This is a genomic window from Pseudomonas sp. HN8-3 (genome assembly GCF_020790195.1).
In the GTDB taxonomy this organism is placed as follows: Bacteria; Pseudomonadota; Gammaproteobacteria; order Pseudomonadales; family Pseudomonadaceae; genus Aquipseudomonas; species Aquipseudomonas synxantha_A.
In genome coordinates this window covers 3,621,726-3,635,105 of the sequence record NZ_CP086206.1, presented here as the reverse complement: position 1 = coordinate 3,635,105, position 13,380 = coordinate 3,621,726, and the positions used below count along the sequence as shown (strand labels likewise).

General features: G+C 58.5%; 8 protein-coding genes. 3 read left to right on the top strand and 5 right to left on the bottom strand.

Features of this window, described 5'->3' with window-relative positions; translation table 11 throughout:
- Window positions 1–105: 105 nt before the first annotated feature.
- Window positions 106–456, bottom strand: coding sequence for a DUF6124 family protein (locus tag LJX92_RS15985; RefSeq protein ID WP_177464476.1), 351 nt, complete (start codon window positions 454–456; stop codon window positions 106–108).
- A gap of 130 nt (window positions 457–586) precedes the next feature.
- On the opposite strand from LJX92_RS15985, the gene LJX92_RS15980 reads away from it, so the two are divergent.
- Window positions 587–1,222, top strand: a complete 636-nt coding sequence (locus LJX92_RS15980) for a LexA family protein (protein WP_032880563.1) — start codon at window positions 587–589, stop codon at window positions 1,220–1,222.
- Here LJX92_RS15980 and LJX92_RS15975 read toward each other — a convergent pair.
- The 4 genes from LJX92_RS15975 to LJX92_RS15960 are packed head-to-tail and all read right to left on the bottom strand — an operon-like array spanning window position 1,219 to window position 6,745.
- On the bottom strand, window positions 1,219–3,144 hold the full coding sequence (locus tag LJX92_RS15975; RefSeq protein ID WP_228308597.1) for an acetyl/propionyl/methylcrotonyl-CoA carboxylase subunit alpha: 1,926 nt from the start codon (window positions 3,142–3,144) through the stop codon (window positions 1,219–1,221). The two genes, LJX92_RS15980 and LJX92_RS15975, sit on opposite strands and share 4 nt — an antisense overlap.
- Window positions 3,141–3,947 carry a gamma-carboxygeranoyl-CoA hydratase gene (locus tag LJX92_RS15970; protein ID WP_032880565.1) on the bottom strand — a complete coding sequence of 269 codons (807 nt, stop codon included), beginning with the start codon at window positions 3,945–3,947 and terminating at the stop codon, window positions 3,141–3,143. The genes LJX92_RS15975 and LJX92_RS15970 overlap by 4 nt, the downstream gene beginning before the upstream one ends.
- A gap of 15 nt (window positions 3,948–3,962) precedes the next feature.
- Window positions 3,963–5,570, bottom strand: coding sequence for a carboxyl transferase domain-containing protein (locus tag LJX92_RS15965; protein ID WP_228308596.1), 1,608 nt, complete (start codon window positions 5,568–5,570; stop codon window positions 3,963–3,965).
- Between the two features lie 11 nt (window positions 5,571–5,581).
- Entirely contained in the window at window positions 5,582–6,745 is a 1,164-nt protein-coding gene (locus LJX92_RS15960) for an isovaleryl-CoA dehydrogenase (protein ID WP_005789212.1), read from the bottom strand.
- Between the two features lie 151 nt (window positions 6,746–6,896).
- Between LJX92_RS15960 and LJX92_RS15955 the strand changes: the two genes are divergently transcribed.
- Both LJX92_RS15955 and LJX92_RS15950 read left to right on the top strand, forming a co-directional pair.
- A complete protein-coding gene (locus LJX92_RS15955; protein ID WP_223018485.1) occupies window positions 6,897–8,534 on the top strand; it encodes an AMP-binding protein in 1,638 nt (545 codons plus the stop codon).
- Window positions 8,535–8,633: 99 nt separating this feature from the next.
- Window positions 8,634–13,349: an NEL-type E3 ubiquitin ligase domain-containing protein gene (locus tag LJX92_RS15950; protein WP_228308595.1), complete on the top strand. Its 4,716-nt coding sequence runs from the start codon at window positions 8,634–8,636 to the stop codon at window positions 13,347–13,349.
- The last annotated feature ends 31 nt before the right edge of the window (window positions 13,350–13,380 follow it).

The following is a 13,380-nucleotide window of genomic DNA, read 5'->3' as shown; positions in this document are numbered from 1 at the left end:
GTCTATCGACTGATCTCGCGATCAGCTGGGTCCAATAATAATCATTATCATTTGCAAGTCAAATGTTTTTATCCCTTGGATAGAAATATTTTTCTTTCGTGTCTGTTACGCGTTTGCCTGGGCCCCCGGCGCTTGCAACGAGCGCTCCACCATCGCCTTCGCCATATCGATCAAATACACCACGGAAAACGCCAGGTCGCGCTGATTGCCTTGATGGCTGCACGCTGATTCGTAGGCGGTTGCCGCAGCACTGCGCAGCAGGTCAGACGCGTGAACCAGAGCCTCCTCTTGGCTGACGCCCGGCTTGATCGCGAACAAGGCACCCTCCACGGCTGGTGCCGACATATCTTCTTTCAAGTAATAGTCCAGCGCGCGCTGGGCCGCGCCGCTGTGGCACATGTTCTGTAATTCAACCTGTTCGGGTATTTCGGGCAATGAAAGCGGGCTATTCGTCATAAGCGGCAGTACTCCGGTGGGTGTCGAAATCCTTAGGCTTGATGATAGTACGTATCGTATTTATGTCGTTTTATGGATTACTACAAACTGTTTATTGCCCCGAAAAATACGCACCGTATTGTCAGGCGCCATGGATAACTGGATAGCGTTGGTCAAAGCCAACATGAAAGACCGCAAGGTCACGCAGGAGCAACTGGCAGAGCGCCTGGGTATGTCCCAGGGCGGCGTCGGCCATTGGCTCAACAAGCGCCGAGTGCCGAGCCTTGCGGACATGAACCGGGTGCTGGCCGAGCTCGGGCTGGGCTACCTGGAGGTGGCGCTGGAGATTCGCGAACGGGCCGCGCAAGAGCCTGCGTTGCAACAGCACTACAACCCGTATTTTCGCTATCCGGTCAGCGACTGGCAGCAGGCGTGCGAGCTGCGCGAAGAGCGTGCACTCTATGGGCCTGGCCGCTACGAATTGACCGATTACCACGCGCGTGGCGAGGCGTTCTGGCTGCCTGTAATGGGCGACGCCATGACCGCGCCCACGGGCATGAGCATCGGTGCCGGGACGATGATCCTGGTGGACCCGGCCATCGATCCTGTACCCGGCAAACTGGTTGTCGCCCAATGGTCTGGCAGTTCCCAGGCCACTTTTCGCCAATTGCAGGAAGAGAGCGGCCAGCGCTATCTGGTGCCGCTCAATCCGACGTACCCCAAGGCGCTGCTCACCGACGACTGCCACATCCTTGGCGTCGTGGTGCAAGCCACCGCGAAGTTCTAGGCGGCGGTTTCAAGCTCCACCAGCGCGCTGCCTTCGGCAACCATTTCACCTTCCTGGCAGAACAGCGCCTTGACCACCCCGGCATGGGGCGCACGGATGCTGTGTTCCATCTTCATGGCTTCGAGTACCACCAGCTGTGTGCCAGCCTCAACGGTTTGGCCTACCTCTACCAGCACGCGAACGATGCTGCCGTTCATCGGTGCGCTGAGACCGCCCTGATGAGATTGGCCGGCCTCGACCGCCGCAATCGGGTCGAACAGCCTGACGGCATGCATCTCGCCATTCCAGCGCAGGTACAGGCTGCCTTCGTTGCGGACCGCCAGATGGGCACGGCGTACACCCTGGTGTTCGATCAGCAGCTGCTCGCCGCACAACTGCGACGTGTGCCCGGCCAATGTCACCAGCCGATCCTGCCCGTTGCAGCTCAGATGCAGCGACACTTCGGCGGGCAGGCCCGCACGAAAGCCCTGGTTATTGGCCCAAGGCCCATCACCTACCGGCAGGCTCTGCATAAACGCCGAACCTGCTGCCTGCCAGAATGCATCGCTCAACTCACCGGGCGCCGGTAACAGTTCATCCTGATAACGCGGGATAAACCCGGTGTCCAATTCGGCCGCCGCGAACGCGGGATGGCCGATGATGCGCCGCAGAAAACCCAGGTTGGTCTTGAGCCCACCCACCGCGAACTCATCGAGCATACTTAAAAGTCGCAGGCGTGCCTGTTCGCGGTCTTCACCCCAGGCAATCAGTTTGCCGAGCATCGGGTCGTAGAAGGGCGACACGCTGTCCCCTTGCTCGACACCGCTGTCTACCCGACGGCCCGGGCCTGGGCTGGATTCGCGGTACAGCGCCAGGTGACCGGTGGCCGGCAGGAACTCGTTGGCCGGATCTTCGGCATACAGCCGCACTTCAATCGCATGACCGATCAAGGGTACCTGCTCCTGTGTGATCGGCAGCGCCTCGCCCTGGGCGACCCGGATCTGCCACGCCACCAGGTCCAGACCGGTAATCGCTTCGGTGACCGGATGCTCCACCTGCAGTCGCGTGTTCATCTCCATAAAGAAAAACTCGCCACGGGCATCCAGCAGAAACTCCACCGTACCGGCACCAACGTAGCCGATGGCCTGGGCCGCCCGCACGGCCGCTTCGCCCATGGCCTTGCGTTGCTCAACGCTGAGCCCTGGCGCCGGCGCTTCTTCGACAACCTTTTGATGGCGCCGCTGGATCGAGCAGTCGCGCTCATTGAGGTACAGGCAATGGCCATGCTGGTCGGCAAACACTTGAATCTCGACATGGCGCGGCTTGAGCAGGTACTTCTCCACCAGCATCTGCCCATTGCCGAAGGACGACAGCGCCTCGCGCTGGGCGGAGGCCAGGGCATCGGCCAATTGGCTGACATCCTCGACCACCTTCATGCCCTTGCCGCCGCCACCGGCCGTAGCCTTAAGCAATACCGGGTAGCCAATACGCTCACAGGCGGCGCGGAAGGTCTCCAGGTCCTGGGCCTCGCCGTGATAGCCCGGCACCAGGGGCACACCGGCGGTTTCCATCAATGCCTTGGCCGCCGATTTGCTGCCCATGGCGTCGATGGCGGCAGCGGGCGGGCCGAGGAAGATCAAGCCTGCTGCCTCGATGGCCCGGGCAAAGCCAGCGTTTTCCGAGAGGAAGCCGTAGCCGGGGTGAATCGCCTGGGCGCCAGTGGCGTGGGCGGCGGCAATCAGTTTGTCGATTTGCAAGTAACTGTCGGTGGCTTTGCTGCCTCCCAGATCGACACGAATATCCGCCTCGCGGCTATGGCGCGCATCACGGTCGATGGCGCTGTGCACGGCCACGGTCGTCAGCCCCATGGCCTTGGCGGTGCGCATGACACGGCAGGCAATCTCGCCACGGTTGGCTACCAGTACGGTGGTCAGTGTGCTCATGAGCGCGGCTCCTGGGCTTGCCAGCTCGGCGCACGTTTTTGCAGGAAGGCCCGCAACCCTTCCTGGCCCTCGGCGCTTACGCGAATGCGCGCAATGGCGTTTTCGCAATAACGTCGCAGCGCCGGGGTGAGGGCACCGTTGCCCACTTCACGCAGTAAATCCTTACTGGCGCGCATCGCCGCCGGACTGTTTTGCAGCAGGTTGGCCACCCACTGGTCCACCTGGTGATCCAGGCTCTCGGCCGGATAACTCTCTGCCAGCAAGCCGATCTCCTGCGCCCGCTGGCCGCCAAATCGCTCAGCCGTCAGAGCATAGCGGCGGGCCGCGCGTTGGCCGATGGCCTGCACCACGAATGGGCTGATCACTGCGGGCGCCAGGCCGATGCGCACTTCCGACAGGCAGAATTGCGCGTCATCGGCGCCGATGGCCATGTCGCAGCAACTGATCAACCCCAGCGCGCCACCATAGGCCGCACCTTGCACCACGGCCAGCGTGGGGATTTTCAGCTTGGACAGGTTGTACATCAGCTCCGCCAGTTCGCGAGCGTCGTCCAGATTGGTGTGGTAGTCCAGCTCGGCCGACTGCTGCATCCAGGCCAGGTCGGCGCCGGCACTGAAATGCTTGCCGCGCCCGCGCAGTATCAGAAATCGCAGGGACGGGTCGGCTTGCACCCGATCCAGGGCGATGATCAGTTCGCGGATCATTTCGGCATTGAACGCGTTGTTCTTGGCTTCACGACTGAGCCACAGCGTGGCAAAGCCACGGCTGTCGGTGATCAGTTCGAGGGTGTTGAAATCGTTCATGGGGTGCAGCTCCATTTACATGCGGAACACGCCGAAGCGGCTCGGCTCGATGCGGGCGTTCAGTGCGGCGGACAAGGCCAGGGCCAGCACGTCGCGGGTCTGCAACGGGTCGATGACACCGTCATCCCACAAGCGCGCGCTGGAGTAGTAGGGGTGGCCCTGGGTTTCATACTGGTCGAGGATCGGCTGCTTGATGGCGGCTTCCTCCTGCGCACTGAAACCGTTGCCTGCGCGCTCAGCCTGCTCGCGCTTGACTTGTACCAGCACCCCGGCGGCCTGTTCGGCGCCCATCACGCCAATGCGTGCGTTGGGCCACATCCACAAGAAGCGCGGGTCATAGGCGCGGCCGCACATCCCATAGTTACCGGCGCCAAAACTGCCACCGATGATCACGGTGAACTTCGGCACCCTGGCGCACGCCACCGCCGTAACCAGCTTGGCACCATGTTTGGCGATGCCGCCGGCTTCGTATTTCTGGCCGACCATAAAGCCTGTGATGTTTTGCAGGAACAGCAGGGGGATCCCACGCTGGCAGGCCAGTTCGATAAAGTGCGCGCCTTTCTGCGCGGCCTCGGCGAACAGGATGCCGTTGTTGGCCAGGATCGCAATCGGGTAGCCATGCAAGTGCGCAAAGCCGCAGACCAACGTTGTCCCGAACAACGCCTTGAACTCGTCGAACACCGAAGCGTCCACCAATCGCGCGATGACTTCGCGCACATCGAACGGCTGCTTGGCATCCGCCGGAATCACGCCGTACAGCTCTTCGCTGCTGTACAGCGGTGCCACGGGCGTGCGCTGCAGCAACTCACCTTGTTTGCGCCAATTGAGGTTGGCCACGCTGCGCCGGGCCAGCGCCAGGGCGTGTTCGTCGCTGTCGGCGTAGTGGTCGGCCACGCCGGAGATCTTGCAGTGCACATCGGCGCCGCCGAGGTCTTCGGCGCTGACCACCTCACCGGTGGCCGCCTTCACCAGCGGCGGGCCCGCAAGGAAAATGGTGGCTTGCTGGCGCACCATGATTGCTTCATCGGCCATCGCCGGCACATAGGCGCCGCCGGCGGTACATGAACCCATCACCACGGCGATCTGCGGGATGCCCTGGGCGCTCATGTTGGCCTGGTTGAAGAAGATCCGCCCGAAGTGTTCGCGGTCGGGGAATACTTCGTCCTGGCGCGGCAGGTTGGCGCCGCCGGAATCCACCAGGTAGATGCACGGCAGACGATTCTGCTCGGCGATGGTCTGGGCGCGCAGGTGCTTTTTCACTGTCAGTGGGTAGTAGGAACCGCCTTTGACCGTGGCATCGTTGGCGACGATCATGCACTCGACGCCTTCCACACGGCCGATTCCGGCAATCACGCCAGCCGCCGGTACGTCTTCGCCATACACCTGATGAGCCGCCAGTTGGCTGAGTTCAAGAAACGGCGAACCCGGGTCGAGCAAGCGATTGATGCGCTCCCGGGGCAGCAGCTTGCCGCGCGAGGTGTGGCGTTCCTGGGCCTTGGCACCGCCACCCTGTTGCACGTGGGCAAGCAGGGTATGCAGGGCGTCGACCTGTGCAAGCATCGCCGCGCTATTGGCGGCAAATTCCGCCGAGCGCGGGTTGAGTTGGGTATGCAGGGTGGCCATGACGCGCTCCTTCAGCGGGTTTCGTTGAACAGTTCGCGACCGATCAACATCCGCCGAATCTCACTGGTGCCGGCGCCGATTTCATACAGCTTGGCGTCACGCAACAGGCGCCCGGCGGGGAATTCGTTGATATAGCCGTTGCCGCCCAGGATCTGGATCGCATCCAGGGCCATCTGCGTGGCGCGCTCGGCGCTGTACAGGATCACACCGGCGGCGTCCTTGCGCGTAGTCTCGCCGCGCTCGCAGGCTTGGGCCACGGCGTAGAGGTAGGCGCGGCTGGCGTTGAGCTGGGTGTACATGTCGGCAACCTTGCCCTGGATCAGCTGGAATTCGCCAATGCTCTGGCCGAACTGCTTGCGGTCGTGGATGTAGGGCACGATCAAATCCATGCACGCCTGCATGATCCCGGTAGGGCCGCCGGAGAGCACCACGCGCTCGTAATCCAGGCCGCTCATCAGTACTTTCACGCCGCCATTGAGCACGCCGAGGATGTTTTCCTCCGGTACTTGCACGTCATCAAAAAACAGCTCGCAGGTATTGGAGCCGCGCATGCCCAGCTTGTCGAACTTGTTGCTGCGACTGAAGCCTTTCCAGTCGCGCTCGACGATGAAGGCCGTGATGCCGTGGGGGCCTTTTTCCAGGTCGGTCTTGGCGTAGATCACATAGGTATTGGCGTCGGGGCCGTTGGTGATCCAGGTCTTGCTACCGTTGAGTACGTAGTGGTCGCCGCGTTTGTCGGCGCGCAGTTTCATCGAGACCACATCGGAGCCGGCATTCGGCTCGCTCATGGCCAGGGCGCCGATGTGCTCGCCGCTGATCAGCTTGGGCAGGTACTTGAGTTTCTGTTCGTGGTTGCCGTTGCGATTGATCTGGTTGACGCACAGGTTGGAGTGCGCACCGTACGACAGCGCCACCGAGGCCGAGCCGCGGCTGATTTCTTCCATGCTCACTACATGGGCCAGGTAACCCAGGCCGGCACCGCCGTATTCTTCCGGCACGGTGATGCCCAGCAGGCCCATGTCCCCGAACTTGCGCCACAGGTCGGCGGGGAACAGGTTATCGATGTCGATCTGCGCCGCACGCGGTGCGACTTCCTTGGCCACAAAGGACTGCACCTGGTCGCGCAGCATGTCGATGGTTTCGCCGAGGGCGAAGTTCAGGGACGGGTAACTCATGGGCAGGCACCTTAATGTCAGCTTTGTTGTTGTGTGGATTGGGCGCAGGAGGAGGGCGCTCACCTTTACGTTAACGTAAGCTTGCGTTGCGGTGCTGTCAATCGTAGTTTACGTTTACGTCAACCTACAAAAAAGACAACAAGGGGTCGTTATGGATCAACCGAATCAGAGCTACAGCCGTGGCTCTCAGGACAAGCGCTTGCTGGCCATGACCATAGGCCAGGCATTCGATCAAACCGTCGCGCAGTATCCCGGTGGCGAAGCCTTGGTGGTTCGCCATCAGCAGCGGCGCTACACCTGGCGGCAACTGGCCGAGACGGTTGATCTGCATGCACGGGCGTTCCTCGCCTTGGGTATGCAGATCGGTGACCGCCTGGGTATCTGGGCACCCAATTGCGCCGAATGGCTGATCTGCCAAGTGGCAAGCGCTAAGCTCGGTGTGATCCTCGTCAATATCAACCCGGCCTATCGCAGCAGTGAGCTGGATTACGTGCTCAAGCAATCCGGCTGCCAATGGCTGGTGTGCGCCGGTTCGTTCAAGAGCTCCGATTACCACGCCATGCTCCAGGCATTGAAGCCTGAGCTGCGCGGCCTCATCAGTCTCGATCCCAGCCCGCCGCCTGAATTCATGCCTTGGTCGCAACTGTCGGCCCTGGGCGCCGGAGTTAGCCCCGAGCAACTGCAAAGCCGGCAGACCAGCCTGCACTTCGACCAACCCGTGAATATCCAATACACCTCCGGCACCACCGGTTTCCCCAAGGGTGCCACCCTCAGTCACCACAATATCCTCAATAACGGTTACATGGTCGGCGAAAGCCTGGGCTTGACCGCGCAGGACCGCCTGGTCATCCCGGTGCCGCTGTATCACTGCTTCGGCATGGTGATGGGTAACCTCGGTTGCATCACCCACGGCACCACCATGATCTATCCCAATGACGGTTTCGACCCGCTGCTGACATTGACTGCCGTCGCCGAAGAACGAGCCACCGGCCTGTATGGCGTGCCGACCATGTTTATCGCCATGCTTGATCACCCAGGCCGGGCCGGGTTCGACTTGGCCAGCCTGCGCACCGGTATCATGGCCGGGGCGACATGCCCGATCGAAGTCATGCGTCGGGTCATCAACGAACTGCACATGCGCGAAGTGCAAATTGCCTACGGCATGACCGAAACCAGCCCCGTGTCGCTGCAAACCGGGGCGGATGACGATATAGAACGGCGCGTCACCACGGTGGGCCGCACCCAACCGCAACTGGAGACCAAGATTGTCGATGATGCCGGCAACACCGTGGTGCGCGGCGTGATCGGTGAACTATGTACGCGCGGCTACAGCGTGATGCTCGGTTACTGGAACAACCCCGACGGCACCCGCGAGGCAATCGATGAGGCCGGCTGGATGCACACCGGCGACCTGGCAACCATGGACGAGCACGGCTACGTCTGCATTGCCGGGCGTAACAAGGACATGATTATTCGCGGGGGCGAGAACGTGTACCCGCGTGAGCTGGAAGAGTTTTTCTTCACCCACCCGGCAGTGGCCGATGTGCAGATCATCGGTATTCCGGATGAGCGTTACGGTGAAGAAATCGTCGCCTGGATCAAGTTTCATCCCGGCCATGTGGCCAACGAGCTGGAACTGTCGAGCTGGTGCAAGGACCGCATCGCCCACTTCAAGACGCCCAGGTACTTCAAGTTTGTGGACGAGTTTCCGATGACGGTGACGGGCAAGATCCAGAAATTTCGCATGCGCGAGATCAGCATTGAGGAGTTGGCGTCTGCCCGAGAATGAGCCGTGGGGCGCTTTGTAGCGCGGGCTAGCTGAATACCACCGTTTGAAGCGCGAACGATCGCACATTGATCGTTTGTTCCTTCAAATGGAGTTTGGTAAATGAGTGAGCTTGATCAACCTGGCAGCAGTCAATCAACGGCGGTGCAGAGCGTTCATGCACGGGTGATACAGGACCGGTTGCCGTCCTGGTACGGCGCCGCCGACCTTAAGCGCAAAAAGGAGTTTTCTGAAACGCAGTTCGCGATGCCCGAATGGTATAAAAACTTGTCGTCGGGGAAAAAGTTGAAGCTGAGTGATGCTTACATCCGCAGCTTTAATTCGCTGAATAGACTGGATGACAGTTTTAATGGGCTTAAAGGGGTTGTGGATTTTGCCGAACCACTTTTAGTGGCGGCCATGAAAGAAAAATTCGGTGGGCGTCACAATGTAAGGCAGCTATTTTTTGCCACTGAAAAGTTGATGCCGGCTGATCGCTCTAAAGTCTTTGGGCGAGAGGCATCATGTTATTGCTATTACGAAGGTGTTAGTCTGCTTGAGGCGGCATTAAAGAACTTTGCGATAGAAGATACCCTTGAGGTGGCCGATCAGAACGCCAGGCTTATCACTCAGTATGATTTTCATCGACAATCGCCCTCTTATACGTTCAATCATACACAAACGCTCGGCGGTAGAGTCTCGATACAACCTCACTTGTTTGCCAGCCTGTGCCGAGAATTGGATTTGGGTACGCAATACTTGAGGCATGTCGAGTCGTTTATCTGTCCCGAAGACACACCCAACTTTGCAGCGGGCACCGCCACCAAGACCATGCGTAATCGCATGTTGAATTCGGCCAGGTATCAGTTCCTGTTCGCCGCCGAGGTAGCGCTTGGGTGCGGGGATATTCAAGAAGACACCTACCAGGTGATGCGGAAAACAGCGGATAACCATCAGGAATTAAAGTGGCGAGAGAAAACACTCACTTATTCGGGACTTAAGTTGCTTGGGCAGCCGCTGGCGCAAATTGTTGTTATAGGTAATGTCAATGTGCAAGTTGCTCATCGCAGCCTGGTGTTCATGAATGAGCCTTGTGTGGTGTTCATTCCAGGAGATCCTGTTTGTATGTTGAAGGAATACTCGAGTTTGACAAGCTTCAAACTTGATTTGGTTGAGCGATTGTGCCTGGTAAGTTATCGAAGGTTTTTTAGTCAGTTCATACCCTACGAGCAACAAGGTGTATTTTTTACAAAGCTCAAGCGGCATCTTGATCCCTCCGGTAAATTTTCTGAACGTGAAGATTATGATTCTGACAAAAAGGATCTCAGGGGCGTCACCGCTTCTTATGGGGGGCGTTTTTCGGTGTTGTGGCGCGAACACGCTTGGCAAAAAGCCAATCTAATACTGAGGAATGCGCAAGCGATGGCCGTTTCCAATGATGCGGCGGATCAGCGGGCACGTAATGCCTGGTTGGTGAAAATGGGCAGCATGGCTTTGAATGTATTGAATGTTGCAGTTTTTATTTTCCCCGAACTGGCTCCCGTGATGCTCGCAATTGGGGCAGCGCAAATGTTATGGGAAGTCGCATCGGGAATAGCGGCGTGGGACGAAGGGGATACAAAAGCGGCATGGGCCCACGTTTCGGCCATTGCCTTTAATGTAACTACGGCGGCGGTGGGGGCCAAGTTGTTTCCGCTGGTCAAGACGGCATTTGTTGAAAGCCTGGCCCACGTTCGTTGCCCCGATGGCAATATCCGTCTGTATTCTCCTGACCTGAGGCCTTATCAGCGCCAGGTCACAATGCCTGATGGTCTCACGGCCAATGAAGACGGATTGTTTGAACATGAAGGGGGGTTATACCTGCGGGAAAAAAATAACACGCATTACTTGGTGGAGCGGATGGGTGCCAGCAATGACTTTAAAATCCTGCATCCGGACAACCCGGCGGCTTATACCCCAAAGGTAAGCCGTACGGGCGCCGGGGCGTGGGCACATGAGCACGAGAACCCGATGACATTGACCGGGCCGCAGTTGATGCAGCGGTTGGGCCCGATGGCAGAGCGTTTTGCCAATGAGCCTCTTAAGCTCGAACGCATAGTGCAAATGACTGCAACGGAAGTGGACACTCTACGTAAGATACATACAGACCAGGCAGCACTGCCCGCGCTACTGACCGATACCTTGAAGCGACTTGAAATGGATAATGTCGTGGCAGAGGAAGTTTCCACTGTCAGGGCCTCACAGAGAGCGGCGTATCAATCTGACCTTTTCAGCCAGCGCTACGCCGCCGCCGAGGGTGGAGAAAGCGCGACAGTAAGGTTTATCAAACGCTTATTCCCTTCTCTACCCTCGGCGGTTGTCGAGGAACTGTTGAACGGTGCCAACTCCTCCGAAATGCAAGCGCTCACCGAGCGCCAACGTATGCCGCAGAACTTGGCTGAAGAGGCCCGTCATTATCAGCAGCAGGTGCGTTTGGCGCGAACGTATGAAGGGTTATACCGAAAAACCCTGGCCAATGACGACACGCAACGCATGGTGCTGCACAGTCTGGATAAACTTCCTGGTTGGCCATCAGACCTGCGCATTGATGTTGTCGAACGGCTGCCGGGTGGAGAGCGCCTACTGGATTCGGTGGGGCCAGAGAATGCGGCGGTCAAGCGTCGTTTCATCAAGTTCGGTCCCAAGAACCTTTATGAGGTACAGGACGAAAAAATCGCGGTATTGAACCATCAGGCGGACATCTATGGGGCTGTACAGTCAGCAGTTTCGCCTGAGGATTGGAGGGCGATGAACCTGACGGCCTCTGATCGCGGCGCGAGTCTGAAACAGGCACTGGAGCAAATGCCGCTGATGCCTCGCGATGAACTGCGTGCGTTGCTGCGCATGCAGCCTGCCAAACCACGCTACAAACCGCCAATGCGCCTTGCCGATGGACGCTTTGGTTATCCATTGAGCCCGGTAGGCGGTGCGGGTCGTCGACCTTATGCATGTGAAAGGGCAGCGTTAGACCTTTATCCGTCAATGTCCATCGCGCAGGTGGATCAGATACTGGGGCTAGAGGGCGTCAACGATATTGAATTTATGGCAAAAATGGATTTGCTCAAAGACGAGTTCAAGCAACTCAATACAGACTTGGACGCCTGGCGGGCCGACGGTGATAGCCAGCAACGCAGGACCCGTGGCCGGGTCGTCGTTGCCATCAAAGATGCATGGCAGCGTCGGTCGCCGCAACAGGCCATGGCCGCCGAGCAAGAGCACATGGCGTACATCCTGCGCTTGGCTGATGAGCAACCCGGTGAGTTACCGGCGATTACGGCGAACATGGACCATGTGGACTGTTTGGATTTATCCAGAATGTACCTTTCGGATGCGTCCTTGCCCTTCTTGCGCGCATTCGGCGGTTTGCGCTGGTTGGATATCAGCTCTAGCAACTTCACGCAGCTGCCGGAGTTTGCCAACGGTGGAGCCGGTTTGACCTGGCTCGATATGAGCAGTAACGACATTCGGTTGACGAGGCATAGCCAGGCGCATCTCGAAGGCATGCAGCGTTTGACCGTACTTAACCTCTCCCATAACCGTCAGTTGGGATGGGCCGCCGATCTGAGCAACATGCGTGACTTGAACAGGCTGAATCTGGCGAATACCGGAACGACAACGTTCCCCAGAGGCGCCGAACGCCTGCATAACCTGAACCGGATCGATCTGCACACAAACGCGATTACTCAGCTGCCCGAGTACGCCGTTGAGAATCCGGACCGAATCAACGTGCATGAAAATCCTGTGTCGCAAGTAGTCCTTACCGATGACCACGTCACCCTGGCTGAGGCGCGCAGGTTGTGGCTGCACGATTCCCCCCCAGCCATGCAGGCCGGTCGCGGCGAAATGTGGGACCAGCTCAGTTCCAGCCCTGAGGCGGCGGCATTTTTTACCGTGGTGGCGGACACAACCCGTTGTGCAGAGTACAAATCCGGGGTTACCCGGCCGCAACTGGCGGAGCGCGTTTGGGACATGATTGGGGCCGTCCATGAGAATCAACACACTCGCGATGTATTGTTTAAATCAGCTGATGATCGCGTTACCTGTGGTGACGGGAGTGTGCTGGAGTTCATGAACATGGAAACTGATCTGCTGGTGGAAAAATCGCTTGAGAGGGTTGGAGAGTATGAAGTTGAGGCGACCTTGATTGGCACCGCAGAGCGACTATTTCGCCTGAAGTTGGTAGATATCATCGCTGAGCGTGACGTCGAGTCGCGCGGGCCGGCCTTCACCGAGCAGGCCGAAGTCATCTTTGCTTATCGCTCCGGCTTGGCGCAGCGACTGGATTTGCCGATCAAATCCCTTGAAATGCTCCATCGCCCTATCGCGGGTGTGGCCCCGGAGACTCTTGATGCTGCCTATGTACAAGTGCTTGAGGGCGAAAAAAACATCAGTGAAAAAAGTCATTTTTTTGTGGACATGGAATTTTGGAGAAACCAACTTCGCGCCCAATATCCACAGGACCTCAGCACCCTGACGATGGCCGATTTTGAGGTAATAACCGAGAAGCAAGAGGCGTTGGAAAAGGTGGTAGATCTGCAGAACACACAGGATGACCTTGTAGAGCAGGATGCAAAGAAGGCTTGGCAGCTAGAGTACGAGACAGCGGTTAACAGAGTTGCCAGCCTGCTGGGTAAGAGCCGGGATCAAATTCTGGCCGATGGGGCAATGACCAGTGGTTTCTATAACCAGGAAATGAAACAACTGAGAGCGCAGCGACAAGCCAAGGAAACAGCTGCGCTGCGGGCTTTGACGGTTACTGTGCTTAACCAATTTTCGACGAAGAAGGTGGCGTCCGCCTAAGTCACATAAGTGCAAGCAGCACAAAGGGGAC